The 26,185-nt window shown below is 59.6% G+C and carries 35 protein-coding genes and 1 riboswitch; of the genes, 5 read left to right on the top strand and 30 right to left on the bottom strand.

Translation table 11 applies throughout. The annotated features are described in order from the left end of the window. Positions 1–42 precede the first annotated feature (42 nt). The 4 genes from F7R06_RS01405 (at position 43) to F7R06_RS01390 (ending at position 1,559) form a co-directional block, all read left to right on the top strand. The gene (locus tag F7R06_RS01405; RefSeq protein WP_090322297.1) at positions 43–264 is read left to right on the top strand and encodes a hypothetical protein; all 222 of its coding nucleotides are present in this window, start codon (positions 43–45) and stop codon (positions 262–264) included. A gap of 131 nt (positions 265–395) precedes the next feature. Then, positions 396–626, top strand: coding sequence for a hypothetical protein (locus F7R06_RS01400; protein ID WP_008055683.1), 231 nt, complete (start codon positions 396–398; stop codon positions 624–626). A gap of 208 nt (positions 627–834) precedes the next feature. Next, entirely contained in the window at positions 835–1,119 is a 285-nt protein-coding gene (locus F7R06_RS01395; RefSeq protein ID WP_090322299.1) for a hypothetical protein, read from the top strand. Between the two features lie 233 nt (positions 1,120–1,352). After that, positions 1,353–1,559, top strand: coding sequence for a hypothetical protein (locus F7R06_RS01390; RefSeq protein WP_090322301.1), 207 nt, complete (start codon positions 1,353–1,355; stop codon positions 1,557–1,559). A gap of 139 nt (positions 1,560–1,698) precedes the next feature. Here F7R06_RS01390 and F7R06_RS01385 read toward each other — a convergent pair whose 3' ends face one another. The 3 genes from F7R06_RS01385 to crcB form a co-directional block, all read right to left on the bottom strand. Next, a complete protein-coding gene (locus F7R06_RS01385; RefSeq protein ID WP_245706697.1) occupies positions 1,699–2,094 on the bottom strand; it encodes a styrene oxide isomerase in 396 nt (131 codons plus the stop codon). 195 nt (positions 2,095–2,289) lie between these two features. Then, positions 2,290–2,637 (bottom strand): DUF190 domain-containing protein, encoded by a 348-nt coding sequence (locus tag F7R06_RS01380; protein ID WP_090322304.1) that lies wholly within the window; start codon positions 2,635–2,637, stop codon positions 2,290–2,292. 10 nt (positions 2,638–2,647) lie between these two features. Next, positions 2,648–3,031, bottom strand: a complete 384-nt coding sequence (crcB, locus tag F7R06_RS01375; protein ID WP_090322306.1) for a fluoride efflux transporter CrcB — start codon at positions 3,029–3,031, stop codon at positions 2,648–2,650. A gap of 140 nt (positions 3,032–3,171) precedes the next feature. Further along, positions 3,172–3,232: riboswitch (Fluoride riboswitch) on the bottom strand. Between the two features lie 397 nt (positions 3,233–3,629). On the opposite strand from crcB, the gene F7R06_RS01370 reads away from it, so the two are divergent. Continuing rightward, the gene (locus F7R06_RS01370) at positions 3,630–3,920 is read left to right on the top strand and encodes a hypothetical protein (RefSeq protein WP_139204792.1); all 291 of its coding nucleotides are present in this window, start codon (positions 3,630–3,632) and stop codon (positions 3,918–3,920) included. A gap of 88 nt (positions 3,921–4,008) precedes the next feature. On the opposite strand, the gene F7R06_RS01365 is transcribed toward F7R06_RS01370, so the two are convergent. The 27 genes from F7R06_RS01365 to F7R06_RS01230 all read right to left on the bottom strand — a co-directional run bounded on the left by F7R06_RS01365 (position 4,009) and on the right by F7R06_RS01230 (position 26,185). Then, complete coding sequence (locus F7R06_RS01365) at positions 4,009–4,506, bottom strand: lysis system i-spanin subunit Rz (protein WP_139204793.1); 498 nt, start codon at positions 4,504–4,506, stop codon at positions 4,009–4,011. Beyond that, the gene (locus F7R06_RS01360; protein ID WP_090322311.1) at positions 4,503–5,054 is read right to left on the bottom strand and encodes a glycoside hydrolase family 19 protein; all 552 of its coding nucleotides are present in this window, start codon (positions 5,052–5,054) and stop codon (positions 4,503–4,505) included. Before F7R06_RS01360 ends, F7R06_RS01365 begins: the two co-directional genes overlap by 4 nt. A gap of 59 nt (positions 5,055–5,113) precedes the next feature. Next, positions 5,114–5,560, bottom strand: a complete 447-nt coding sequence (locus tag F7R06_RS01355; RefSeq protein WP_090322315.1) for a tail fiber assembly protein — start codon at positions 5,558–5,560, stop codon at positions 5,114–5,116. Between the two features lie 10 nt (positions 5,561–5,570). After that, positions 5,571–6,563 carry a hypothetical protein gene (locus tag F7R06_RS01350; RefSeq protein WP_212613233.1) on the bottom strand — a complete coding sequence of 331 codons (993 nt, stop codon included), beginning with the start codon at positions 6,561–6,563 and terminating at the stop codon, positions 5,571–5,573. A gap of 3 nt (positions 6,564–6,566) precedes the next feature. Continuing rightward, entirely contained in the window at positions 6,567–9,776 is a 3,210-nt protein-coding gene (locus F7R06_RS01345; protein WP_090322317.1) for a TipJ family phage tail tip protein, read from the bottom strand. After that, complete coding sequence (locus F7R06_RS01340; RefSeq protein ID WP_090322320.1) at positions 9,773–10,396, bottom strand: tail assembly protein; 624 nt, start codon at positions 10,394–10,396, stop codon at positions 9,773–9,775. The genes F7R06_RS01345 and F7R06_RS01340 overlap by 4 nt, the downstream gene beginning before the upstream one ends. A gap of 54 nt (positions 10,397–10,450) precedes the next feature. Beyond that, a complete protein-coding gene (locus tag F7R06_RS01335; protein ID WP_090322323.1) occupies positions 10,451–10,786 on the bottom strand; it encodes a hypothetical protein in 336 nt (111 codons plus the stop codon). A 74-nt stretch (positions 10,787–10,860) separates the two neighbouring features. Next, a complete protein-coding gene (locus F7R06_RS01330) occupies positions 10,861–11,610 on the bottom strand; it encodes a C40 family peptidase (protein WP_090322325.1) in 750 nt (249 codons plus the stop codon). A gap of 2 nt (positions 11,611–11,612) precedes the next feature. Continuing rightward, entirely contained in the window at positions 11,613–12,836 is a 1,224-nt protein-coding gene (locus F7R06_RS30945; RefSeq protein WP_245706698.1) for a phage minor tail protein L, read from the bottom strand. Further along, the gene (locus tag F7R06_RS01315) at positions 12,833–13,162 is read right to left on the bottom strand and encodes a phage tail protein (RefSeq protein ID WP_090322327.1); all 330 of its coding nucleotides are present in this window, start codon (positions 13,160–13,162) and stop codon (positions 12,833–12,835) included. Before F7R06_RS01315 ends, F7R06_RS30945 begins: the two co-directional genes overlap by 4 nt. 9 nt (positions 13,163–13,171) lie before the next feature. Continuing rightward, a complete protein-coding gene (locus tag F7R06_RS01310; protein WP_090322330.1) occupies positions 13,172–15,940 on the bottom strand; it encodes a phage tail tape measure protein in 2,769 nt (922 codons plus the stop codon). 24 nt (positions 15,941–15,964) lie between these two features. Further along, complete coding sequence (locus F7R06_RS01305; RefSeq protein ID WP_090322332.1) at positions 15,965–16,255, bottom strand: DUF1799 domain-containing protein; 291 nt, start codon at positions 16,253–16,255, stop codon at positions 15,965–15,967. 17 nt (positions 16,256–16,272) lie between these two features. Beyond that, on the bottom strand, positions 16,273–16,656 hold the full coding sequence (locus tag F7R06_RS01300) for a phage tail assembly chaperone (RefSeq protein ID WP_090322336.1): 384 nt from the start codon (positions 16,654–16,656) through the stop codon (positions 16,273–16,275). Positions 16,657–16,665: 9 nt separating this feature from the next. Next, positions 16,666–17,313, bottom strand: coding sequence for a phage tail protein (locus F7R06_RS01295; RefSeq protein WP_090322338.1), 648 nt, complete (start codon positions 17,311–17,313; stop codon positions 16,666–16,668). A 70-nt stretch (positions 17,314–17,383) separates the two neighbouring features. Further along, positions 17,384–17,803 (bottom strand): phage tail terminator-like protein, encoded by a 420-nt coding sequence (locus tag F7R06_RS01290; protein ID WP_090322341.1) that lies wholly within the window; start codon positions 17,801–17,803, stop codon positions 17,384–17,386. Continuing rightward, positions 17,803–18,375, bottom strand: coding sequence for a hypothetical protein (locus F7R06_RS01285; protein WP_090322344.1), 573 nt, complete (start codon positions 18,373–18,375; stop codon positions 17,803–17,805). The genes F7R06_RS01290 and F7R06_RS01285 overlap by 1 nt, the downstream gene beginning before the upstream one ends. Next, entirely contained in the window at positions 18,372–18,761 is a 390-nt protein-coding gene (locus F7R06_RS01280) for a hypothetical protein (RefSeq protein WP_090322346.1), read from the bottom strand. Before F7R06_RS01280 ends, F7R06_RS01285 begins: the two co-directional genes overlap by 4 nt. Next, complete coding sequence (locus F7R06_RS01275) at positions 18,758–19,261, bottom strand: DnaT-like ssDNA-binding protein (protein ID WP_090322349.1); 504 nt, start codon at positions 19,259–19,261, stop codon at positions 18,758–18,760. Before F7R06_RS01275 ends, F7R06_RS01280 begins: the two co-directional genes overlap by 4 nt. A gap of 17 nt (positions 19,262–19,278) precedes the next feature. Then, the gene (locus tag F7R06_RS01270; protein WP_090322352.1) at positions 19,279–20,658 is read right to left on the bottom strand and encodes an SGNH/GDSL hydrolase family protein; all 1,380 of its coding nucleotides are present in this window, start codon (positions 20,656–20,658) and stop codon (positions 19,279–19,281) included. Beyond that, complete coding sequence (locus tag F7R06_RS01265; protein ID WP_090322354.1) at positions 20,658–20,906, bottom strand: spike base protein, RCAP_Rcc01079 family; 249 nt, start codon at positions 20,904–20,906, stop codon at positions 20,658–20,660. The genes F7R06_RS01270 and F7R06_RS01265 overlap by 1 nt, the downstream gene beginning before the upstream one ends. 3 nt (positions 20,907–20,909) lie before the next feature. Beyond that, the gene (locus tag F7R06_RS01260; RefSeq protein WP_090322357.1) at positions 20,910–21,089 is read right to left on the bottom strand and encodes a hypothetical protein; all 180 of its coding nucleotides are present in this window, start codon (positions 21,087–21,089) and stop codon (positions 20,910–20,912) included. 46 nt (positions 21,090–21,135) lie between these two features. Further along, entirely contained in the window at positions 21,136–22,308 is a 1,173-nt protein-coding gene (locus F7R06_RS01255) for a major capsid protein (protein ID WP_090322359.1), read from the bottom strand. Between the two features lie 13 nt (positions 22,309–22,321). Next, positions 22,322–23,077 carry a hypothetical protein gene (locus tag F7R06_RS01250; RefSeq protein WP_090322362.1) on the bottom strand — a complete coding sequence of 252 codons (756 nt, stop codon included), beginning with the start codon at positions 23,075–23,077 and terminating at the stop codon, positions 22,322–22,324. A gap of 128 nt (positions 23,078–23,205) precedes the next feature. Continuing rightward, on the bottom strand, positions 23,206–23,433 hold the full coding sequence (locus tag F7R06_RS01245) for a hypothetical protein (protein WP_090322364.1): 228 nt from the start codon (positions 23,431–23,433) through the stop codon (positions 23,206–23,208). Continuing rightward, positions 23,430–23,678, bottom strand: coding sequence for a hypothetical protein (locus F7R06_RS01240; RefSeq protein ID WP_090322366.1), 249 nt, complete (start codon positions 23,676–23,678; stop codon positions 23,430–23,432). Before F7R06_RS01240 ends, F7R06_RS01245 begins: the two co-directional genes overlap by 4 nt. After that, on the bottom strand, positions 23,675–24,790 hold the full coding sequence (locus tag F7R06_RS01235) for a structural protein (protein ID WP_090322369.1): 1,116 nt from the start codon (positions 24,788–24,790) through the stop codon (positions 23,675–23,677). Before F7R06_RS01235 ends, F7R06_RS01240 begins: the two co-directional genes overlap by 4 nt. Next, complete coding sequence (locus F7R06_RS01230) at positions 24,791–26,185, bottom strand: DUF4055 domain-containing protein (protein ID WP_090322371.1); 1,395 nt, start codon at positions 26,183–26,185, stop codon at positions 24,791–24,793.

Raw genomic sequence — 26,185 nt, 5'->3', positions numbered from 1 at the left:
CTTCTATAGTTGATCTGTACACGAATCAGCTGCGGTGACGCCATGGAAGACATTTTCGTCGTGAAGCGATGCAACAAGATCATCATTCACGGCCGCCGGGCCGGAGAAACCGCTCACCTACCCCCTGACGCCGCCGTCTGGTATCGCATCGCCGATACCCGAACCCACGGTTTCATCGGTGACGGTTACGATCTCGAGGAAGACGCCCGGCACGTTTGCCGACAGCTCAATGCCAGGTCAAACGTCATGGCCCGTCAAGGCTGACGCGCTCTAGCGTGCCCCATACGGGTCTATACTCAAAGGAGCTGAAGGATCAGCGCCCCGTCGGTAGAAAGCTCGCCTCCCGCGGGCTTTTTACTGCTAACTACCAGGTTTCTTAAGCGGAGGTGTTTCCCATGTCCGAAAAAGAGTCCATCACCACCCTGCTCACCTTGCTTGATTCGCGCCAGGTTCGCCTGGCTGCGGCGTGCAAGGAAATCGCCGACTGGGTCGATCATCAAGGCGGACATCCGACAGCCCTCAGAATTCGTGATCGTCTGAACGACATCGAAAAGGATACGCCGCTGATTCGTAACACCCTGTCGTCGCTCAAACCTGTCGACCCGCCGCTACCCCGGTTCAGATGATTCGATCTGGACGCTCGATGCGAAAACACGGCCCGACGCGGCACGCATGATCGGCGACGCCATCGTCACCGGTCGCGTGCCTGCCTGATCGCCTTCCGCCTTTTCCCCGACCCAGCCACGCGCCGGGATTTTTTTGTGCTCCGGCAAATACCGAACGTCCCTGGTTGTGAGTGGTCCAACGCTTACACGTCACCAAGGAGACGTTCTAATGGTCACTCACTTCAAAGTCAGCGGGCATTTGGCCTGCGGTCACAAGGGAAGCAATCTCACCTCCACGCGTGAACTCAACCGGGTGAAATGCCGAAGCTGCCGCAACACCGACGTTTTCAAGGAAGCACGCCGGAACGAGCGTAACGCGGCACGTCGCGCCGCACGCAAGGCCAAAGTCGCGCATATCGTCACTGACTGGCGCCAGGCCTGGACCGAACGGTTGGCGGCCATGGCCGGACGGCAAAGACTGCCCCGGGGATTTGGCAGTCAGGCTTTCGTCTAGACGCACACATCGGGCCTATAAAATCGGCCCGATTTTCATCGGATCGGACAACACCCGCACCCTCACGGTCGCCTCCCGCAAACGGCCAGATCAGAAAAGCACCGTCAACGTTTAGACCTCCGGAGCTGATGTCCGACGCGCTGCATTGGCGATAATCGGCTTCCTCGACTAGGGTCTCAGACGTATCGAACTGCGACACCTTTTTTGACAGGAGCCTGATCAAGGAGGAACCGATGTCACCCACTCGTAGTGCCGAACAAACCTATCGTCAATGGTCCAGCCCCATCCTGCTGGAACTCAAAGCACGAGAGCACCAGTTGACCCCGTCAGACCGCGAAGCGTTGCAAAATATTCTGCTGGAAAGAAGGTTGATAAACAGCGGCAATCCCGCAGGCCCGGATCGGCGCATGTCAGCGCCGCCCGGTGACGCAAAGAGTTAAAACTGCTTGTATTGGAGAGCCCGGCCCCGATGTCGGGCTTTTTCATTTTTGCCGCTTGTCAGGCTCCCGGCACCTTCCCCGCCGATGCGGATAACTGAACGTCGCCGGCCAGGGCATGCATTCCACGGAAGGCGTGGATTCATTTATTGACGGGTGGTAGCTGGCGTAACCCCCAGAGCAGCAACAGCGCCGCCATGATGATTGCGATCCCCACACTCGCAAAACCGACGGTCACCAGCCCCTCCTGCCACACGTTGGCAGCCTGCCTTGCCCCGGTGAACGGCGACATGGCGGTCGTGCCGAAAATGGCCGCCAGTGTCGTGACCGCCCAGTTCGCATAGGCCCCGTAAAGCAGCGTCCAGTAAGCAATCGCCTTGTTGCGCGAAGAAAGATTCACCTCCATCCAGACCGCGCCGACTGCCAAGAGCAGGATTCCGTTCATCACCCCCTCTAGGTGCGCCGTAAGCCCCATGCGCGGATTGCTGAATTGCTGTTCGACGAGGCCGGTACACAGGCCCAGGAAGAACAGAAACATGCCATGCCACATCAATCTGCGTCGGGTGTGAACCATGAGCTTGTGCCTCTCGAGACTGACCGGAAGCTGATCCTCCAATCCATCTGAGATCAACTCTAGAGGGTTCTGCGACAGAGCGTGGGCCTAAGGCGGGCTGCACGTGGCTTGCGGATCGCCCTCACCGGTCGAGTTTGAACGACGTCAAGCAATGAGCATTCAGGGTGCCTGGAAACTCTGGAGCGATTCAGCCTTTCTTCCTGCGAAACCCATTTCGATGGGCGTTTTCAAGAAGAACACGGAAATGTCCTCAACCTCCAACCTCCTGAACAACCTTTCAGATTCATCCTCGGTGATAGCCATGCGAATCTCCGTAGGTTGATCCGCAAGCTCAAAAAAGTGCGAGGAATGCATTCGACCTGTGTGTCCAAAACCTTCAATGCCCGTGGACAACGTTGCGCCACGCAGCCCCATTTCTTTCGCCAGATCAACGATCCAGTCGCCGAGCATTTTCCCCTGATACCGGCGGTTCTGTTGAGTAAAGAAAATCACCAGGAACCCGTTCATTTTCATCTCCTCACCGCATGCCAATCATTTGATAGGTCAAGAGCCCGGCAGCGGTCATCACCAGTGAGCCCACGACGTGCAATGAAACCGAGCCGAGTGCCCACAGGAGCCTGCCTTCCTGAATCAGGGCAACTGTTTCGGCTGAAAACGTGGAAAAGGTAGTCAGTCCCCCACAGAAACCCGTGATAACCAGCAGACGCCACTCGGGGCTCAGGGAGGGGGATGCGGCCAGGAACGCGATAGCGAAGCCGATGATGTAGCCCCCGACCATGTTGGCCGCCACAGTGCCGGGAGGAATCGTCGGGAACAGCGCATTGAGCTTTATACCCAGCAGCCAGCGAAGCCAGGCGCCAAGTGATGCGCCGACAGCAATAACCAGGAGTGATTTCAGCATGGTTGCAGGTCTCCTCCTGGCTGATCTGGCCGAGGGGATGCGAATAACCGCGTGGCACGAGAGCAAGCTGGCTGAAGAATGGGTGTCATGATTCTGTCCTGAGTTGAAGGACAGGTGCACGCCTACGCTCCCTGTCCAGGGTTGACGCAGGCATCATCAGCACAAGGCGGTTAAAGGAGGAATGCCATCTCCTGTATTGAACCTATAGTACGCCGCCGCGCGGGCTCAAGCGTCACTAAACAGAGCCAGGCCGGGCATGCCAAGGAAAGTTTCAGGTGCACGACTGACAGGCAAAGGCGGCTACAGGGCGCGAATGCGGAAAAGACTTTTTGATGGCGAAAAAAGAAAGAAGGGCTTGCATGAGGTATGTCATGCAAGCCCTTGATATTCATGGTGCCCGAAGCCGGAACCTAACTCAAGCCTGTTTTCCCAATGTTTATTGGGAATCTAGGCGGAACAATGATTTTGATGTGCTAAATGATGTACTTTTATCGAGCTGCTGCTACTATCAATTCGCGGCTAGGGTAGCTCCCGAACGATCGGCGCCTAACCGATCTGCCGCACCCTCAATTAGGCTCGTACTTTAGGGGTACCGACGATGGAATATCATTCAGCGCATCTGCCATGGATGTGGGCTCCAGAAAGTGATGGGGCTGGCGGCAAGGCAGTTGAATCTCCGGATACGATCATTATCACTTGCGATGAAAATTGCGAGAACGAAGTGCTTCGCTTCGACCTTGGTGATCTTGTCGTTCGGTGGATTGAGAATTTCGAGTATCAAGGCTCAAAAAAGATTGAGGACGCCGCAGATATAGCTCTCACCGAAGCACTCGCCAAGCGCTTCCGCGAACTTGCCAACAAACTTGATGCGTCAGTTTTGCGTCAGTAACACTGTATCACGAGCGTGGCCGTGGTAATCCAGCCCGGCCCGCTTCATCAACGCTCATCTGCGGCGTTCTGCCGACTGAACACAATCCCTATCGACACACATTCATCACATACGTCTGAAGCGCCTTCAGGGCTGCTTGATCGGCAATGATCCCGGCGCGGATATCGAAAACAGTTGATCCAGAAGCTGCAGAGAGTTCGACGGTTCCTGCATCGCCCAGGCTGGTGGCGCCGGCGGTACTGGACACGTCCCCACCACTGGCACGACAACTTCCCGCGATGCGCAGCCGGCGAGCAGAATCAGCAGCAGCGCGGCGCCACTTTTCATTTTCAGCGAGGTCATGTGTTTTCTCCTGCGTGGCTTTGGCGTCGATATCGTCACGGGCCTTCTCGGCAATTTGCTGCTTCTCCACTGCCTGTCTGGCCTGCGCTGCGCCGGCATTGGCGATAGATGTCAGATCGGTCTGAAAACTTGCCTTGTTATCGGAGATGATCTTGCCGTAGCTGTTGGCCTGCCACATCCACGAACCAGCTGCGCCAATCAGCAGCGCACCTATATAAGGAAGGAGTCGCAGCCAGATCGTCATGCCAGCACCTTAAGCGCGGTGGCGTAGAAGGCTTGGCGCTCGGCCAGGCCGTTCACCCCGCCGTTGATACGTTTGGTCACCCCAATAAAGTCGCCGGTATCAGCCAGGGCGTTCAGGTTGCGCGAATTCCAGAACCAGGCCGCCGACTTCGCGGCCCACTCGGCCTGCTCGATCAATTCTGGCGTACGCAGCAGGCGGTCATCACCGAACAGTGCCTTGCTGCACGCCAGGTAGTTGTCGTGACCCGTCACCTGAATCAGGCCACGACCGCGGTACTTCTGACCGTCACCGTCAGCCTCTGGTGTGTTGCCCAGCCGTTTGGCCAGCGGGCCCGTGTCGTACTTGCTCAGGTACTGGTCGCCGCCGAGTTCCTTTACATACCGGAACTGGCCGCTCTCATGCCCGACCTGGGCAATGAAGGCCGCCATGCGCAGCCGGGTGTTGATCTGGAACCGATCCATGGCCAAGTTAAGCGCCGACGCAAAAACGCCGGCTTGTGTGCCGGCGTTCGGGAGGATCTGCAGCAACTGCTGCGCAGTGATGGGCATGCTTTTCTCCAGGCAAAAAAATACCCGCTCGATGGCGGGATGCTTGCGTTCTGTTGCGACTATGCCGCGTCGGGTGCTACCGCTGAGACAGTAAGGTCCATGCCGGCCGCCGGCTGAGCAGGCCATACCACTTCAGGCGGCCACCCGATCTGGCTGGTAACTCGGCCAAGCAGCACTGCATAGGTTTTCCATTGCTTGAGCTGAGCCGTGCGAATCGGCAATTCCGCCTCTTCCTCTGGAGTGGCCATCTCCAGATCAATGGCGTCGTTGAGGGTGCTGATTCGGTTGGCCAATGCCTGCTTCTGCGCCACGGTGAGCTGCGTCAGCGCCTGAAGCTTTGCGCTTTGCAGCGCCAGCATGTCTGGAGGCGGATTGATGAACGCAAGATATCGCGGGTCGTCATCCTGGACCTCACCCTGATTCGGATATTCTCCGGGGTCTTGCGGGTTTCCAAAGACGGAGACAACCGAAACTTCGGACGAATCAGAAAACTGAACGTATTGCATATGGGCCGCCTTAAAAAGTGTATGAGGAAATAACGATACTGGCGTTCATCGTTCCAACCGTAACAGTCGCTGCGTACCAAATATTTTGCGCGGTAATTAGCGCCAGATTGAAGTAGCCCGAGGCGTTGGTGTATCCACCGCCAATTAGAACCGTTCCGAGGGCTGAAGCGCTCGATGAGAGTTGCCCAAGGTAGTCGCCCGCGCTATTTGAGCCGATACGCATGTACCCAGCTGCAAATTTTGCATTTGGCGGTACTGCTGCCGAAATACTCAGTGAGGTGAAAGATGCTTGCTGTGTCGACGTGCTGAGAACTGACACCCCGGGGGTTGAAACCACCCTGTCGAACTGAGACCCAACAGCAAGCTGGCCGGCCCCGGTGGTCGGCCACACGCTAACCAGTGCCGAGGCTGTGTAGCCCGACGGCATGTTCGCCCCGGAATACACTTCAGTCTGCACGCCGGCCGTGGCGTTTTTAGCCAAGAGCGCGCTGGTGCCGGTAGTGGGGTTATAAATCGCGTAAAGAGCTACCCACCCACTGGCCGGCGACGACCCGATATCCATGCCGCCGGCGCCTGTCGCCCCCAGGTTAATTGTCTTGCTGAAGCTCGGAAGTCGATACGAATTCCCGCCGAGCGCGGATTTAACGATCACTTCATCGGCAGTTAAGGTCCCGGTAGCACTGGCTGCCGTGATGGACATTTTCGCATTTCTGACCTGTCCAACCACGCACGGCAGCGGCCCCGCTGGCTGACCGGTAAAAAGCGGCGAGTCAAGCGGAGCCATAGCCCCATCGATTGGCCCCTTGTCTACCCAGTTTGCGTTTGCAGCATCCCGCTGTTTAAGCCTTCCTGTCCCGGTGTCAGCCCACACTTGCGCTGGGAAGGTAGGGCTTGGGGCCGATGCCCCGCTGCTCTGCGAGGCCAGCGCCTTGAGCGCCAAGTTGATATCGGCGCGGACAGCAACGCCCGCACCGTTGTCCACGGTCATATCGTGCTGCGACATAGGTCAGTATCCCTTTGAGATGTAGTCAATCGAGCGGCCCGACTGGGCGACCCCACTGGAATTGCGGATGAAGACCGTGAAGCCTGTTGCGGTCTTTGCAGAAACGTCGAGGTAGTCGCCAGGCGATAGGCCTTGCGCGGTCAGGCTGACTGCAGGATTGGCTTTGAATGGTGGTGCGTAGGTGATCGTCAGGCCAAGCGCAGGCACCGCCAGATCATTCCCGCTCTCGATGCGATCTGGCATATCGATCGTCACCTCAAGGGTCGAGACGTCGATCCAGTTTGTCGCAAGCTGAACCTCGCCACGGAGCTGAAAGTCGAACAGCCGAGCGCGGTAGTCGCCGACAACAAACGGTTTCCATGCTGACCAAACGGCCGGGAACACATCGGACGTTCGAACCCACAACGACAGCGAGGCGCCAACCGGAGGGTCGCCGTCGATACTGGTCATCGAATCGAAATCAGTGATCGTGTCGATGTAGCTGCCATCATCGTAAAGCGCGGCCTCTACATTGGCCGTCAGGCGGCAGTCGTAGACGTATCCGAGATCGGAAGGCGCAGCGAAGCTGTAGGTCATCGTCAGCCGCGAACCGCCGTACTTATCGATTTCCCCGAGCCATGTATCGAGGCTGGGAATATCATCGAACAGACCGAGCGCAGCCATTTTCAACACGCCATCAGACGCCGCAGCATTCACTGCCACCCCTGAGAATGCGGGTGATTCAGTGACTGTCAGCACAACGTTGTCAGGCAGAGGAACTTGAGCATCGGACCAGACTTCCGTGATCGGGCCGCCGACGCCAGAGGAGTCAACTGCGCGAGCCAGGTACTTGCCAGGGAGCAGCGATACCACTGCGGATGTTGATCGCCCGGCCGCCTCAGTGAGCGGCAATGCCGAATCCCAGTTGGCCAATGTGCTACGCGATTGGCGGATGTTGATGCTACCGCCGAGCTTCACATCGAGCTCTGGAACAGGGTCCCACGCCAGAGTGGCAACGCTATTGATGACGTCCAGGCGCAAACCACTAAGCGCCGATGGCGGAGCCAACAAGGCCTGTGCGTTATAGGTTTGCAACGCAGCTTGACCGGAAAGCCCGAGCACTGACTTCGGAGTGACCCGAACCGACCATAGGCCAGAAGATGCCGAGTCAAATTCGATGCTCGGCGTCGACACCTCCGTGACGTACTCCCAGTTTCCGCCAGGCTTCATGACCTCCACCTGGTAGCGCATTGCGCGGGCGGGTTGCGTCCAGCTCACCGTCAATCTCGCAGCAGCGACTCCCGTCCCGGTGTCGTACAGCGATTCAAGGAAGGTGAGTTGCCCCATCGCCGCCGGTGCGCCGAGGTTGACGTTGCTGATCGGGTTATCCGTGTCTGGCGTGCCAAACTCGACCTGGTTGAATTTGTCGGGATCAAACGCCACGGCGCTTATTGCGTAAGTGCCGTCGTCGCCCTCGCTGATGCCGATAACACGGAATTTTTGGGTATCCAGCGTCGTGGCGGAAAATGCCCACGGCGCAGAAGCCAGCGGCGCTGCCGGCAGCGGAGGCGAAACGACCAGCGCTGTTGCGCCTGTCAGGACGTTCATGGTCCGCGATGCGTAGGTGCCGTCAGGAAGGATGACGGCGACCAGGCCGGAACCGCCAGACCCGATTGGGGCATCAAGAAGCAACGTGGTGGTGGTGCTACCGGCAAGCAGCCGGCCACCATTACGCGCCCCGGCGCGATTGGCATCGGCGATATCAATGATGTCGCCAGGCAGCGGAATGGCTCCGTCAGCCCCAACAGCAAACGTGACCGCCTCACTCTCTGCGTAGAGCAGCCAGCGCCCCAAACGGCGGGCCTGGCCTCGCGACGTACAGCCGATAGCGACAACATCACTCTGCTGGACTCGCCCCCACTTCGCGATCAGGTCCGGGCGCTCAACAATCTCAACCGATTGCTTGTATTGCTGCAGCGGGTCGTTCCAGGTCACGCCTGCGACGTTGTAGCGTTGATCGGAGGCGACCGACTGGTAGCTGAAATCGCCGCCGACCACATTCGAGTTGTTGAACAGGTATCGGCTGGAGCGAGGCGCATCCTGCACCGCGGTCAGCGTGCCTCCCGCCCAAAAGCTGATGGCACGAAACACGGAAACCATATCGTTGACCAGCTTCCAAGCGTCTTGCTGGGTAGTAAGCGCCAGGTTGCAGGTAAAGCGCGGTTCCAAGCCGCCATACCCGTCAGGGACCAGCGCATCGCAATATTGCGCGATGCTGTACAGCGCGAACTTATCGATCAGCGCTGAGTCAAGCAGGCCACCCAACCCATAGCGGGTATTGGTCAGCATGTCGTACCAGATCCAGGCCGGGTTATCGGTCCAGACCCTCTGGAACGTTCCATTCCATGAGCCGGTGTAGACGCGGGTGAACGGGTTGTAGTTGCTCGGCACCAAAACCTTGATACCGCGCACCAGGAAAGACATGCGTGGAATGCTGGAGAACTGTTGGGCATCAATCGATACCCCGCAAAGCGCGGTGTTCGGGTAACGCAGCTTCTCATCCCACAGCAGCGTGAAGCTGTCGAAGAAGGTGCGGTTCTGAATGGCCGCACTGCCAGAGTCAGCAGAAAGACGTGTCACCCGGATATAGCGGGGCAGCCCCACCGAAACGGACAGCCGCAGGTAATACGAGAACTGCGTACGGCTCATCGTCTTGCCGGTGATCGTCAGATCAGAGCAAAGCGGATACCAGGCGTTGTTATTGAGGCGACCCTCGATACGAAAGGTGACTGACGAGCCGGTCGTGTCCCCATTTTGCATGTTCTGCTCAGAGAGCTGCGGGACGCTGATGGTCACCCGTACCGCGTCGGCATCGGTGTCGGTGATTGCGCGCTCAATGGCTACGCCTGATTTCAGCTCGACGCCAACAGACTGCTCGGCCTCAAGGCCGGTGACCGGCAGATAAGTCTGCCATTGCGTGCCCGGGCGCGTTTCGAGCAGCACATTCGAGAAGTTGAGGCTTCCATCGAAGTTCTGCAGCGGCACATCATCAAAGAAAACGCCCTGATAGCCGCCGACGATCCCTTCGATCTCGCCCTCGCCAATCGCGTGGAGTACCTGAACGTGTTGGCGTGAGCGCAGGCTATCTGGCGCCTCCACTACGGCACGCGTGGATCCGCTGCTGCTTCCGCCCCCCTTCCCACCACCCTTTCTGCCGACAATGACTTCACTCATACCGGGATAGCCTCTGACCAGGCGCCCACGGAGATCACGCTGGATCCGACCAGCATCTGGCCGTAAATCACAGGCACGGGGAGACCTTGCTGCGTGGAGTTGAACGCGCCATTGAAGAGGTAGCTGGGTTTGTTTTCGGTGCTGGCCTGGTCTTCTTGGCTGGATGTTTTCGGTACGGGTGTGAGCATTTGCACCACACCGCCAATTACCATGGCGATACCTACTTTCACCAAGAGCCCACCCAGAGGCGCGGCCCCACCAAAGCTAGCTGTCGAGATAAATGCGCCTGCAACTATGAGTGCTGCTCCTGCGACGACCTGGAAAAGACCTCCGTTTTTACTGCCAGAAATGACTGGCACAATGCGGATTTCCGTTGTCCCGCTCAGGGTGAAGTGTTCTTCTCCAACGTTCTCCCGATTGCGGAAGATGGCGTAACGCAGGCCCTTGCGCGATGAATCACGAATAAAGTCCTCGAATCCTGGGATGGTGTGCTTCAGCGCGCTGAAGGCCTCGCCAGTAGTGCCGGTTTCAAGGAGGCGAAAATGCTCGCGGCCGAATGCCTGAGCCAAGCTGCCAGAGAGCAAAATCCTGGTCATGGCATTTTGGTGGACGGCGCTCATACTTTTCTCCAGGCAATAAAAAACCGCCCGGAGGCGGCTTGGTGTTTTCGATGGTCAGATGCAGGCTTTGGCGGCGTCCTTCCATGCGCTGGTCGCTGCCCAATCCATGGGAAGGAATACCCGAACAGTTGATCCGGACTGTGCTTTATCGATAACCGCCAGCGCTACGACACCAGTTAAGTCGGCGGACGCTGCAATCCTGTAGCCTGATTCGGTTTCAATCGAACTGGTAGATGAGTTGTATGCTTGCCACTTAGGCCCGATACATTGAGCCAGCTGCTTCGGCGTCTTCTGGGACTGACCTGCAAAGGCTGGCTGGTCTTTCTCCAGGCCTGAAGTGGTACACCCCGCCAGCATGATCAGTGCCAGGGCTGTTATAGCTTTCCGCATTGCTGAGCCTCCTTGTGTTTTGCCGACTCTAACAGGGAGGTTGCGCGTAAATACAGGGCCTCGATTCACGAGACTCATGTGAACGGTGACATTTGACGGCACTCATCAGGGGCTTTCACACCCTTGTAGCGCATGATGTGCGTCGTGCACTCGCGGTAGGCGCGACCGTAGACCTCGCGGCAGCTCAGCCGGCCGTAGAGGTGATGCAGCAGCACATCGCCTTCCAGCCAGATCGCACCGTGGCACGGCGTTGGGCTACCGATGGCCATGACGATCAAGTCGCCAGGCTCTGGGGTGTCTACCGGGACAAATCCGGCCCGCTCGAAGTTATCGACGTACAAGTTCTCGCCGTTGTGCCACCAGTCGTCCTTGCGGTAGAAGTCCATCAACTCAATGCCCAGTACCTGCCGGTAGTAGTCGCGGACCAGGGTGTAACAGTCAATCACGCCGTGGACGAAGACCCGGCCTTCCAATGGCATTTCCCCAGCGGCCGGCATCTCATGCCACGTTGCCACACCCTCCTGCAACCCGACGATCCACCACGCCAAGCGACTGGCCGCGTGACTGGCAACATCGTGCAGGCTCGGTTCGGGGCCGGTATCCGGATGTGAGTGCACGACGACGATAATGTCGCCCAAGTCTTCAGCCGCAGCATAGTCTTCCGGATGCAGGATGAAGTGGTCAGGCTCTTCTGATTGGTTGCGGCAAGGCACATACGACGGCTTGCCGCGAGCGCTGACGACCAGGCCCACAGCTTCGCGTGGATACTCGGCGCGGGCATGCGCTTCAGCGTCCGCTCGGCATTTGTTGAACAGTTCGCTCATGGTCAAAGTCTCGGAACGCGGGCGATACCTGGGAAGCCGCCAAAGGGCAGCTCGCCAAACTCACCAAAGCGCAGCTTGCAGCCAGTTACGGAGCGACTGCATTGGTCTAGGGCCGGATCGCTGGTCGGACGATTCGCGTAGTCCGCCACCGGGCCTCCGGCATAACCGCACTCGCCAGATCGGTATGCCCATAGGCAGGTTCCTGCAATCACCTGGCGCCGCGGTAGCTTCACGCCCTGCAGGTCGAGCGGCGAGCCAAGTTCGAACTCAATTGCGGCCGGCGTCTCGCTGGCCTTGCGCGTGATGATCCACGTTTCGACCGGGTACTCTTCGGTCGGGTTGGCCGTAGGGTTCCAACTAGCGCCGGTCTTCTGGTAGGCCAGCAAGCCTCTGGAGCGGGTCAGCTGCATGCTGGAAACATAGAACCCGCTGGTCCCGTTCCCCGTGTAGGTTTCACTCCCGGAGGCGTCGCGCGACAGCACACGAAAATCGAACGAAGTGGCCGCTGGGTCTAAAAGGCCTGAACACCAAATCAGGTATGAGCCGCCGCCGAGGTTCACGACACCTCTATCCGGGCTAACAGTGCTAAGCAGTTGCCCTGTGGATAGATCCATAAAAGCATCGGAACGGAAACCCACGCTGTCAGCCAAGCGAATACGCACTTGCGGTCTGTCCGCATCACACAATTTGACTACCGCAGATGCCGTGTACCACTCAGCTGGGAAGGCGGTTCCGACCTGCCGAATGTAGTGAGAGGTTGTTAATCCTTCCACCAGTTGACTGACTTGCGATCCATAAGGATCAAATAGTGCAGGCAGAGAGGCCGTGACGCCGGCCTTCGTCCAGACCGTTTGAGTCGCCTCTTCCGACCACAGCAGATAGTTGCTCTGAACGAAGTTCACCGCATCCATGTACTTAACCAGCGTGCGCCGGCGCTTGAGTTTGGCGACGAGCAGGTCGTCGTACTGTCTGCACAGCGCGGAAATGGTGCCGCCGAAGTTGCCGACTTGAAGTTTGGGGCGAGCCGGAGAACCTTGGCTGGGTGTGGCGAACTCCTGCGCCTGAATCGGCCAGGGTGTGTAAACGTTGCCCTGCCAGATGACAGATCCCCGGTTTTCATTGGTCCCGGCGTGGAAGCGAATCGTCTGGTCAGGCAACACCAACTCGAAGCCTTCCCAGATCGACAGACCGGTTGATAGTGAAAGCTGACCTTGAAGTGCACTCACTCGAACACCTCCTCAAAGGTCGCGGAAATACTGTCGATGCCGCGCGCCACATCGGTACGCGTCCACTCACGACAAACAAAAACCCCGATCGGGTGACCGGGATGGGTGTAGTTGAACGCCTCGACGGCGCCACGGGCGGCCAGGAAGGCGTCGATGGCGTCAATCTCGGAGTTGATCCGCTTGAACACCAGCGAGTACTTGCGCGGCTGGCGGTTGATGCCGGTTCCCTGCCGCTGCTCGTACCCATCGCCGAACTTGATCACCTTGACCGTCGGGGTGATCACTCTGGAGGCGTCATAAGTCGCCCGCCATGTGAATGCCAGCATGCTGCCTCCTTAAGCGAGTTGCCCGCCGTTACGGCGCGCGAGTGCAATTTCCTGACGCGTCACAACCTTGATGGCCTCGGCCAGGCGCGCTGGGTCTGGCATGGTGCCCCCGCCATCAGAGGCGTCTACCGTCACGCTGACGTTGACCGTGCTGGAATTGGCACCACCACGAACACCAAGGCGACCTTGCGAGTCGCGAGCCAGAGGCACAATGGCCTCAGGACCAGCCTCACCCATCACGCCGGTTTTGCCGTTGGCCATGCCGAAAGCCGTGGGCGAACTGACCACGCTGTCGGAGAACGCACCGCCCTTGGCGAACATCTGCACGCCGCCAGACCAGGCACCGCCCTTCGCTTGCTGGGTCTTAATCCAGTTCGCGTAGTCTGACCCGGTGTAGCCGGCCTGCGTTGAGCCTGACGATCCGCCGAAGTAGGACTGCGCTGCGGTTGTGGCCAAGCCGAACAGCCCGCTAAGCGCAGACGATCCAGCCTGCCGTGCCGCGATACGCGCCATATCCGCCAGAACAGACTTGGCGAAGTCCGAGAACGACAGTTTCCCGGTCAGCGCGAACTGCGCGACGGCGTCTTCCATGGAGCTGAAGGCGTTGGTGAACAGGCTTTTCGTCTGCCCGGACACGTCGCGCGTCGACTCGAGGTAATTCTGCCACGCCGACGATGCGCCAGAGGTCCAATCGCCCTGAGCCACCGTCATCTTGTCGTAGCTTTCGACCGTGATGTCGCGCAGCTCCTGCTGACTCTGTGCGACGGCCTTCAGCTTGGCGTTGTACTCATCGAGGCTCATGCCCCGCGAGCCGTCGCCGTACTGGTTGGCCAGATCGATACGCTGGGCGTTGGCCTTGTCGTCGATGCCATTGAGCTGGTTATTCAGTCCGCGCTGCCTGTCGCCCATCCCAAGGCTGGCGGCTTCCCTATCGCCCTGCTGGCGAAGCGTAACGGCCTGCTGTTGCAGCGCATCGGTGTAGGTCTTGATCGCCAAGGCCTGCTTCTTGACCCGCCCTTCCTCGTTGGTCGCGAGGACTTCGAGCTGGCTGTCGGCATCCTTTTGCGCCTTGACCATGTTGGTGCGCGCATCGGCGATCTTCTGGTCCAGCTGAATGCGCTGCTCACCAGTGGTGCTGGACTTGTCTTTTACGGCTTCCAGTGCCGATATCTCGGTCTCGTAGGCCTGGGTTACCTCTTCACGCTCAGCCCGGATCAGCGCGGTACGCTGGTCGAGGTAGTTCTGCTGCGTGATCAGGCCGGCCTTCTGCTGCGCCTCCAGCTCTTTCTCGGAGTTCGAGTAGGTGGCCTGCAGATCCTTGATTGCGTTCTGGGCATCGTTGTAGCCGGTCAGATTGACCGCTTTGCTGCCGCCTGGCTTATCGGCGAACTGCTTTTTCGCCGCATCACGTAGCTGGTTGAGTTCTGCCGGGGTATAAACCCTTCCGCCATCTCCGGCAGCGGAATCCTTGGCGAGAGCATCGATCTCCTTAAGCCTATCCCTGAGCTTCTCCTGGTTACTCGCGGTAGCCGTAAGCCCTGCATTCAGCTTGTCCTGAGCATTTACCGAGGCCTTCTGACGCTCTACGTACAAGCCTTTAGCTGCGGCGAGTGCTGCCTGGGTATCGCGCTGCTGGGTCAGGAATTTCAGCTCAAGCTGAGAGTTCTCCAGCTTCTTCTTGGCGTCGGTATCGCTTGGATCTGCCGCAACAGCACTTTTCGCATAGGCGACCTGCTGGCTGAGGTCAGCAATTTTCTTGGCCGCATCCTCGGCGCGGCCAATGTCATTGAACGCATCCAGTGTCTTCCTGGTTTCGGAGGCGACCCCTTTCCATGCTCGCTCCCAAATGCTCAGGTTGGCAGTGATGTCAGCCGTACGGGTTTTGATGGTGTCGGCATAGGTGTCGGTCAGAAGCTTCGCCGCACCAATGGTATCGCCTTGCTCTTTCAGGGCGACGATCTGTGAGTAGACGGAAGCCGTCAGGAATCCATACTGTTCGTTCAGCGTTTTGGCGGCGGCAACCGGGTCTTTGCCGATCGAGGCAAACTCGGCGACCGTCTCTTCGATAGCCTTACCGGTGGCCGACTGCATCTCAAGCGCGGCCGTGGCCACGACGCCGAAGCTTTCGCCCGCGATCTTGCTGCTGCCGGCGAGCTGAGCCAGCACTTCTGCCGCCGCACCGGTGGTGCCGATGGTGGAGCTGATCTGAGTGGCCAGCGAACCAAGTTGGTCTGCGCTGGTACCAGCCGCATTACCAGTCAGGATCAGTGCAGCGTTGTAGGCCGTCGCCTCTTGGGAGCCCTTGTAATAGGCAAGGCCAAGGCCTGCAGCTGCTGCGGCCGCCAGGGTGAACGGGTTGATCAAGCCGGCGACATACCCGCCCAGCGCCTTGGCGGCCGGGCCTACACCACCGAACATGTCTTTGAGCTGCCCGCCTTGTTGCAGGAGGACGGTCAACGGTGCCTGACCACCTTGAAGGCTGGTCACGATGTCAGTGAGTTGCGCCGGCACACCACGCAGTGCGGCGGCAGTCTGCGCAGCAGATACACCCACAGCAGCGGTCTGCTTGCCGAGCTTGGCCGTGGCCGCCTCAGCCGCCTTGGTTTCCGCCGCCATCGCCTTGATGGATGCGCCAGCTTGCTTGCTTTGTCCGGTCAGGCCTTCCGTGGCTTTCTCGGCCTTCGCGCCAGCCTGCGCCAGGCCATCCAGCTCAGTGGACGCCTTGGCTACCTCACCGGTCTCTACCTTGATCCCAAGGCTGGCGATGTCTTGTGTCATGCCACTCTCCTGACAATAAATTCACTACGCCTCAGCCATGACAGCGAGCGCTTCGGCCTCCATTACTTGAAGGTCAGGAAATAGTTCGGGGATTTGCCGCTTTTTGATGCCGATGTAGCTGGCCACGTCGCGAATGGACGTGTAGTCGAGCCCGGTCGCGCCGCCGGCGCCGGTGCGCCACTGAGTGCCGAGCGCGTTGAACAAACGGAAGACTGGCCAATTGTCTGGCCAGATCTCCACGTCGTCCCCTTCGAAGTCATCAGCGTCCAGGCCGAACAGCGACAACGTTTCTTCAGGCGCACGCGACCCGTACATCGCTTGCGCCGCGGCGATCAGTTTCCCCGGCGAGCTACCGCGTAGGCAGCCTGATAGGCATCGAGGACTGCGGCTGGGGCGCCCGCGCACGTCCCGACCAGCTCAGTCAGGGATTCGTCGGATAGCTCTTCCGGGAAACTCCAGCCGACAATGATCTCCTTCAGCTGGGCCGCTTCCAAAGCAATCTGCCGATCAGTTGCCTGCTCCCACGTCGCGCCATCCTTCATGGCCTCCTTGGCAGCCGCATCACGCTCCGCGTTCCACTTGTCGTAGTACTTCGCAAGCTCCTTGCGATCGCGGTATTTGAATTCGATATCGACCTTGATCGGATCGAATCCGACGCGCGGAATCTCGACTTCAGCCTTGAACGTGGCGTTCTGGGCAATCTTGAAGCTGGCCATGTGGTTTCCTTACGACAGGTAGCGAACAGGAGCGGCCTGCAGGGCCAGGGAGACGGTGCGCGTCAGGATGTTGCTGCGCGATACCGCCGGTTGCAGCGAGAACGAGGTGTAGGCGCCGTAGTACAACTTGTCGGTGCCTGGCAGGTTCAGGCGAGCGGCCTGTACGGTCTGCGCGATGTCTGCGGCTTGGACAATTGGCACATAAGCCAGAGTAGGGTCATCGGCAACAGTCAGCACCATGCTCGCGGCGGCCTTGTCAGTCGGCAGCTGACGGCCTTGGGCGTCTTCGAGGAACACGACGTCCTGGTAGTTCTGGTCGCCGCCGGAGAACGCCACGTCAGTGATCTGCGGGATCTGCACCCAGGTCATGACCTTTTTCAGGCTGCCCGCGCCGGAGCCGGCCGGGAAGATTGTGGTGCTGGTGGTGTCGATCGTTTCCAGGGTGATCGCGGTAGCGGTAGCGGTCTTGACGCGGACAACCTTGTTGTTCAGCGCGGTCCAGCCGGAAGTGACCAGCAGGATGTCGCCGGCCACCAAAGTCGCGCCGACTACGGTGCAGACCGCTTCAGAGGCGTTGGTGATGGCCGAGAAAGCAAGTGGAGCGGCGTAAGTAGCGGCATGCTCGAACGTCGCGCCGTTGGGAAGTTTGTAGCCCATGGGGGTTTCCTCTATGCAGAAATGACAAAACCCGCTCAATAGCGGGTTCTGGGTTTGCCCAATGGGCGGATTAGGTGGTGTCGGCTCGGTATGTGAACGACAGCGGCAGCGTTGTAGTCGTGTCGCCCTGCTGGGCCGGGGCGGTTGCCATCGGCGAGCGGACGTAGACAGTGAAGGCTGTCTTTGTCAGGTCAAGGTTGTTCGGGAACAGCGCGGCGATCTCATCGGCGATCGATTCAGCCGTGCCTCGGCCAATTCCGGCCTTGGTCACAACGCTGACCTGGAAAACGCCACGGTAGGCCGTGTGCTTGCCTTCGAGGTCTTCGCTGGTCGCGTTGGCCGGCAGCAGAAAGGCGCGCAGGTAAGGTGAGCCGTCGGCCGGCGGCGTGAAGGCGACGTCTTCATAGGCAATCGGCAGTGCCGGCACCCTGGCAGTCGCCCACGTCTTCAAGCGGCCTTCAAGCAGGCTGCGGATGATCTTGTCTGACATCAGGGAAGCTCCGAAACGGCTTTATCGATAAAGGTCTGGAACTCGACCACGGAAATTCTGACCATCCCGGCCGGCGCTTGAGTCGACCAACTTTCGTATTCAAGACGGGGCCCGTACGGGAGATTGTTCATCATCCAGATCGTGCCGACTTCACTGGTGAAGCCCTCGATGATTGCAGCAGCATCGCCTTTCGAGGCCTGGCCGGTCGGGTCGATGCGCTCCAGCGTCCCGGTCTTGGCCGTATCGAACGACACCTGCCAGTTGCCACGGAAGCGACCGCCGACGTAATCACCGCCCGCAACCAGGTCCATGCCGTCCTTGATCAGGCGGCCGGGCTTCATCCGTCCGCTCTTGGACAGGTTCGCCGGATCGTTGCGCAGTTCGGCATTCAGCCGGGCGACTTCGTTGTTGTACTGGGTCGCCACTGAATTCGCCGCCCATAACTCAGGGTTGCCGACCGGGGATCTATCCACCACGGCGGCCAGCAGGTCGATGGCGACCTTCTTGATAACGGTCTCGGCATTGATATTGGCCTTCTCGGCGAACGCCTTCAGATCCAATGCGAAGCTCATTTGCGGGCCTGCACACTAAAGCCGACCGCGAGGCCGGCGTAATCCCAAGGGTCGACGTTCTGGACGGTGTAGGTGTCGCCGTCGAACTGGATCTTGTCCTGGCTGATCGGCTGCGGTGTATCGGTGCCATCCAGCAGTAGCGGCGAGATCAGAATCTTCACATCACCCTGCTTGATGCGTGATCCATCGATATCCCGCTGGTTGTAGTTCTCGCGGAAGCCCGAGCCGTCGAATTGGGCGGTGGTCACTGGGGTTGTGCCGCTTTCCGGGTCATATTCACCCGTCGTGACGCGGAGCAGTGACAGTTCCAGTCCTTTGCCGCCCTTGCTGCGAGGCGCCAGCATCCGGGCTGCGGTCGCCTTGGCTCGATCATAGATATCGGTCATGAGCGCACCATGGAAATACTGCTCGATCCTTCGATGAACTGAGCCATGATCTTGTCGATCTGCCGATAGCGGACAACGCCATTGCTGTCGAGGTATTCAGTTTTCAGCGGGCCAACGGTTTCGGACTTGATAATCCGGTCGATATCCTTATCCAGATCGTCTTGTCCAGCCTTGAAAGCCATCTCGGCACAGGCCTGAGCAATCGGGTTAGGGACTGCGTCACTGGCCCAGTACTCCAGCCGAGCACCGCCTTGGCGTTTGACCATGTAGCGCGGCCAGGCCAGTGCTTGGGTCGTCTTTGCCCGGTAACCGCATGTGCGCGCGCTGTAGGTGTGCTCCAGATAATCCGTGCTACGGCGCAGCGCCTGCTCTTTCTGGATCTCGGTCAAAGCCAGCCACGCCGCATTGCCACGCGCATCGTGGTACGAGTCGGCATAGGCGACTGAGCACAGTGATTCGGCGTCAGCGCGCCCGGTGCCGTCTTCGGTAATCAAAGTCATGGGTTATCTCGCTGATGTCAGAGGCCGAGTGCTGCGGTGTAGGCAGGAATGGCAAAGCCGGCGATGGTCACATAGCCCGCTGCGTCTGGGTGGGTTCCGTCTTGGGTGCTGAATCCCGTCCAGGTGGTCGGATCAATCCACACAAGCTTGGGATCGGCCTTGGCATCCATCACCCCTTTCAGGATGACGTTGGCTGCATCGACCAGCGATTGAGCCAAGGCGTTTGGCAGGATGCCGCGGCACAAGACCTTGCCATAACCCTTGGCCAGCAGCTTATCAATGCACAGCCCGTAGTCCGCCTGTTCGGTGGAGTCGATGCCGTCTGAGGCATTGTTTCCGCCCAACGCCAGAATAGCTACGTCGTTGCTCGTTACGGTTCGCAGCGGCAGAACGTTGTCGAGCATGGTCTTGCCGCCGGCCACAGTCTGCCCGCTGATGCCGTTGGTGCTGCCGACAAACCCAAGGGCCGCGGCCACGCGCATGGTCTCGGTGTCCGACGACGTAGCGCCAGGCCCGGAGCCGAACGTGATTGAGTCACCGTACTGATCCAGGCGCCGGCGAGTGCCGATGTCCAGGAAAGCAGAGTCAGCCGAAACACAGAAGGTGCCGCCGGTATCTACGAAGTTACCATCGTCCCAAATGTTGTAGGTCGAGGTCGATCCGTCGCAAGGGATGACCAGTGCGCGGGGCGGGAACGCTGCCTCATCGGAAGCCGAGTAGTAAACAGCCGGTCCACCGTTCTTGCTGACGCCCACCTTTCGGGTGCCATTGAGCGTGACTGCCAGCTTGGTGAATGCGCCCTTGATCTTGACCGAGTTGATGCAGGAGCCGTAAACCGTGCCCTTTGGTGTTGCGAGTGACGGCGTGTAGTTGGCCGTGTTGGCGATGATTGCGCCGCTGTACAGACCGAGGGCCGAATCGGCACCTGGCTCGATCTTGCCGACAAAGGTTTGCAGCGCCGGGGGCTGGCCAGTGACCGCGAGTACGTTGCCTGAAGATGCGATGTACGGGGCGCTCGCCATGGCTGCAACCCAGCGCACTTCGACGAACCTGGTCGCATGCGGCAACCCGGTGAACAGCGTATAGACCGATGCAGTGTTCGGCGCGGCGGCAAATGCCCCGCCATCGATGGCCACTTCCATGGATCCAGCGTTATCGCCGAAGTCCGTGGGGTTGGTCAGCTTCGCTTCCGTGCCGGTGATGTACCCGCACCACAGCGTCAGTGCGCCCCGGGCATAAACCCGGGCCGCGTTCTTGGTGGTGCTGACCGAGCCGGTAAAGCCCGGAGAGACCTGCGCCGAGGTGAAGTTGACCGTCGTTGGAGCCGGCAATGAAACACTGCCATTGGCCCCGACGCCCTTGACGCCGCGCCAGATGCTCGCGCCCAGGCCGATCATCAGTACATCGCCACGATGCTAGTTGCGGTGGTCGAAGTCGACATAACTTTCTTGACGCAAGCTGGCAGGATCTGGCCGGCAGACAGGCCTGTGAAAGTCACGGCAACCGAGTCATCCACCAGAACTACCGAGACGTTGCCAGCGCCACCGATGTAAAGCGCCTTGGTAGGCGGGTCGAGCACGGTCACATCGCTTGGAGTGACGGCAGCGGCTTTGATCGCTGGGCTGGAAGCGTCTTTGTAGGCCATGGCTTACTCCGGCTTGTCGAGTTGTTCTTCGGCCAGGGATGCTGCTTCCTGCGCCTTCAATTCTTTCGCGCTCAATTTCTTGGGCACGTACAGTTCGTGGGAGCCTTCGATGAAGTCGAAATCGTTGATCTCGACGAAATCGCCCTGGCCTTCGCCCCACGGTTTCACTTGAATAACTGGCATGTCTTTCTCCACTGAAGGCCCGGAGCCGAAGCCCCGGGCTTCCCGATTAGCCCAGCAGAATGCCCGAGTGACGCGGAGCGATCATTTTCACGCCCCAGGCCAGGTTGACCTCGTAGCGCACTTGGCGTTTCTGCTTGTAGATGGCGAACTCGTAGGTCAGGCCCGACACAGGGTCGGTCACCATCATCACGTCGTCCGCATCATCACCGCCTTCTGGCATAGCAGGGGCGCGGGTTGCCAGCTGGATAGCCGAGCGGTGGAAGAACATGTTGCGAGCAGCGGCAGCGATCACAGTGATGGCCTTGGCAGCAGCGCTCATTGCAACGCGCAGGCCAGGTTCGGCAATGGTGATGGTGCCGCCGTTGGAGGTATCGGCATCGCCCGAGACAACCACGTACTTGTTGGTGTCACCCGCGAAAGTGACGATGTCACCCGCGAGGATGGTGCCGGTACCGGCAGAGGCCAGGGTGATGACGGTTGCGCCCACAGCGTAACCAGCAGCGTTGGTGGTAGCAGCGGCGCCAGTACCTACGACAACACCCTCTTTCACCTGAGCCGAGTTGTGCAGCAGCAGGCCCTGGTATTCACCCAGCGCGCCTTGGCGCAACAGCGCGTCGGCTTGCGGGCCACCGGTGTTGGACTGGAACAGGGTGGACATCTTGCCGCGGATGTTCGCAACAGCTGCGCCACCGAGGACCATGTGCATGTCGCTTTGTGGAGCGCCGTTATCGTCCAGGATCTTGCGAGCCTGAGCGAAGTCGGACAGGTCGCCAGCAGTGCCGAACGGCGTGGTGCCGGCGGTGCCGTAGGCGCGCGACGTGTTGATGTGCAGAGCGGCGAGGTCAGCTTCGATCTCGTTGGTCAGGGTCCGCATGGCTTGGGCGATACGCTGGGTGTTGATGCTGCCCAGGGTACCAGCGTTACGCAGGCCCAGAGTCTCCTCGCCAGTGATGCCGAACGGAACCGAGCGCGCCTTGCTGATGGTCATCTGCACGTTGCCGATGGTCTGGTTCGGGGTGTCAGCAGCGTAAGCCGCAGGAACCAGGTCTTCGGCAGCCATTGCGCCAACCACTGGCGAGACAACAGCCTGGCCGACAGCGGCACGTTCTGCGTTCGAGTCACGGGATACGGCCGGGATGAAACCGACCAGCTCGCGGGATACAACGTCCATCGCTTCCTGAATGGAAGGGATCAGACTGGTAAGGGTCAAAGTGCCCATGCGGTGTTACCTCTTAATCGACAATCTTGATTTTTGCCTGGATCGCCGCTCGCTGATCGAGGGGGCTCAAGGCTTCGTATTGGGTTCGTTTCATGGTCTTGGCACCAAGGTTCACATTGCTTGGTTGTGCGCCGCCGCCATTGGCAGAGGCTGGGAACCAGTGCGGCGCCTTTTCTTTCATGTCGCTGAACCACTCCTTGAGCGTCAGCGGCTTGCCGTCCTTGCCGAATGCGTCTTCTACGGCGACAGGGTTGCCCTCGTCGTCGAGCTTGAAGGTCGCACTGGCGCGGAGCAGCGCGTCATCGATTGCGTACTGGTGGAGGCCAGCAGCGGTGGCTTCTGCGCGGATGCCGTTTTCAAGGACGCGGCGACTGAACTTGTCAGCCCGGGCCTCGGCAGCTTCGCGAGCGGTACGTTCTTTGGCGGTTTCCTGTTCGAAGCCTGCTTTCATGCGCGTGGTGCGCTTGTCGAGCACTTCGTCGATCTTGCCGGCAGCAATCAGGCCGGCTTCTTCGTCGCTGGCGAACTTCGAGAGGATGTTTCGAACTGCATCAGGGTCGATGCCTTCGAAACGAGCAGCGTCTTGTTTGGCCGCCTTGAGCGAGCCCAGCAATTCGCTGTTCTTGGTCTTGAGACCAGCTACAGCCGCTTCAACAGCCGCTGCAACCTTGGTGTCGAAATCTTGGGTGTCGTTGCCGCCGCCGTTGTTGTTGACGTCACCACCAGTCTCTTCCGCCATCAGCGGATACCACTTGCCGAAAATAAACATCTGCTAACCCCTTGGGTCTGTTGGCCGCCTGGCGGCAATAAAAAGCCCCGTCATTGACGAGGCTTGTGTGAATCGCGGGTATAAAAAAGCCCCGGCGGATGCCAGGGCTGTTTGAATTCGTTTGAGGGCTAGAGCTTCTGGAGCTCTTCCACCCAGTAGGATCTGAAGTAGTTCTCGCTGTGCGGGATTGGCTCGCCATCGTAGCCGGCCTGCCGCGATGCGCGGATTCGGTCATGCCAAGCGGTAGTCATGGATTCGGCGGTGCTCTTGGCAAGCACAGGGTCATCGAACCATCCAAGCATCAGCTCAATGCCCGGGTCGAGTATGTCGTAGCACAGCACGTAGATCGTATTCATAGCACCACCCTTTCACCCTTCATGAAGCACTGAGCGCAAAGCAGCGCCTTGGTCCCGCCAGTTGGCTTGCCGTTCTTCATCAGGACGCCGATCTTCGTCTCGATCACTTCCCTGCCCCCGCAGCGATGGCACTGAACCATCGTCGCAGGCTTGGGCATAGCGCGCACACGCTTGCGCACCTCTTCCGCCGGGGTATCCGGAGGCTTGGAGCCGTCGATTACGTGAAAGCGGGGTTTGTCGGTCATGCTGCGATCTTAGCAAATGCCGCCGCATCACGCGCACGCATCTGGTCGAGCGTCATCCACTCCCCTGTCGGCGTATAGAAGTCCTCCAGCTCAAGCTTGCCATCCTTTAGCAGCTGGTAGCGCGCTGGGCCGAGCACCTCGATCTTGCGGGCGTCGGACTGGCGGTTGAGCCATTCACTGTAGGTGGTGTTCGCCGGGACTTGGCCATCCATGCTGGCGCGTTGGGCCGGGGTCATCTCATCGATGTTCATGCCCAACTCTTTCCAGCTCTTGGTCACCGGTGCCGACGTTGACCGGCAGCACCAGTGGATCTTGCCCGGGCCTTGCAGCCAAGGCACCTTGTGACCTATGGGCTTGTGCGTGTTGACGGTGTACTGAAGCTGGTCGCGGATGCGGCACATCGGCGAGGTCTTGTTGTCGAGCGTGGACACCCAGCGCTCGGCCTTGAGGATCTCGTCGTTGGCCTTGTTGAATTCGTCCCGTGCAGTCGCCGCAGTGTGGCTGACTGCCGTTCTGACCACAGCCGCAAGGTCTTTGCGAGGCCGCTCAAGGAAGCCGTCAGCGTATCCAGACGCCCTGGTGCCGCGAATGCTGCGAATGATCTGGTCAGTCGTCTTGCCTTCGAGGTAACCGGTGCGGATGGCGTTGCGGACCTTGACCATGCGGTCGGCGGCGATCTCTGTAGCCCAGTTGCGCAGCAAGCGACCCTGGAACGGTCGAGACATCGCCGCCGCATAGGCCTGCTCGGCGCTGACGCTGGCCATCGGGAAACGAACCAACACCGGATCGGGTAGCACCGTCTCGAACAGCGCCTGCTGCCAGCTCACCTCGTAGCCCGCCAGTTCCTTCAGGTCTTTCTGTAGCTCGGTGGCGACCTGAGCATAGGCCTGAGTGTTGATCAGCCTCACCTGATCCAGCAGCAGCTCCAGGCGCTCAACCGTGAAGGATTCAGCCGGTAGCCGCTCCAGTGCAGCAGCCAGGGCCGCCGAAAGATCAGCATCCGACCGGTTCAGCAGCGCAATGATCCGCCGGACCACGCCAACCTTGTACTTTTCGAGCGAGACGCTGTGCGCGATCTGCTCGTCTTCGAGGACTTGGTTGACGGTTGGCATTTAGAGCGCTCCGAGTGCTGGGCCTTGTGTGGCGATTTTGGCGGCCTCCTCTTCCCACTTGATGTCGCTCGACACCACGTTACGGCGCTGCATCTCAGAGAACAGCGTCTCGTCGGACAGTCGGCCCTGTGATGCCATGTTGAGCAGCAGTGGCAAGGTCGTCTCAGGCGCGAAGTCGATGTCGAAGTTACCCTGCACCTGGACGTGACCGCCTTCCGGCAGCCCGCTCAACTCGGCGAAGTGCTGAAGGATCTGATCAAGCGCGTCCTCGAGGCCGCTCGCCATGGTCTGAAGCGGGCTCATCTCCTGAGCCGCCTCTTCCTCGGCCTGCGTGGCAGTCTTGACGGACTTCGTCTCCTTCTGGAGCAGCTTGGCCCCAGCGACACGCATCTGGTCTTCAATGTCGATCAGCGACGTGCGGCCGGCCTCGATCGAGGCGCCGGTGTGCTCTACCCACTTCATGTCGCCATCTTTCGGCAGCTTGGTAGCGGACGCAGTGCCGACCTTCAGTTCCCAGGTGTCGTCGTCGATGCCAGAGATAGCCAGCATCGGCACCCGGGCAACGTGGAGGATGTTGTCCTGATCGCTCTGCGACTGCCAATGCTTGGCGTTGAGGTAGGCAAGCTCCAGCAGTGGCGGTTTAGCGGTCATGAAGCCGGTGCGGTCGGTGTAGAGCGTGGTCAGTGGGATGTGATCGAGAGAGGTAGGACCCTCATCGTACAGAGCCCACGTCTTCATGCCCTTGGCATCAGTCTGCTCGCGGTAGGTCATCCACGCGCCCGGGATCAGCACACGAATCTGGTTGATGCACTTGATGCCGAATGCGCCCTCTTCTTCCTCGACCGACTCCATGTAGCGGAACTGGGTCAGGACATGCTCGCCGCCGTCGTTGCTGACGCGCCAGCCGACCACCTGTTGGGGGCGAATCATGATGGCGTAGGGGCGAGCCTTGACGGCCCGAGCGTCGGCCAGTGTGACCAGCTGCTCGGTGTCGCCGCTTGGCTTGATGTTCGGGTATTCAGCCAGGGCGTGGCACAGGCCGTGCGACAGCGCCTGAGTGAAGAACGACTTCGCCCAGACTTGCAGGTTGTTGCCTTGACGGTCGAAGTCATCGGTGAAATCGACAACCGCCGGCGGAACGTCCTCGCCCAACACGATCGGCTCAGCGAAGACACGCCCAGTGTTGTTCTTGACCGTCTCGCGGTATGCGGGGAACAAGGTAGAGAGGCCGAGACGCTTACGGTAGTCGCAGTCTTCTTCCTTTGGCCATTTCGGCAACAGCAGTTCACCTGCCTCGCGCATCGCCCGGGTGCCACCCATCAAAGGATCGACGATGGCCCAGTCTTCGCGCATGGCGTCCACTGCCGGCAGCGTTTTGCTTGGGTCGTCAGACAT

Origin of the sequence: Pseudomonas moorei, from assembly GCF_008801475.1 — a bacterium.
GTDB lineage: Bacteria > Pseudomonadota > Gammaproteobacteria > Pseudomonadales > Pseudomonadaceae > Aquipseudomonas > Aquipseudomonas moorei.
This window is presented reverse-complemented; position numbering and strand designations above follow the sequence as displayed.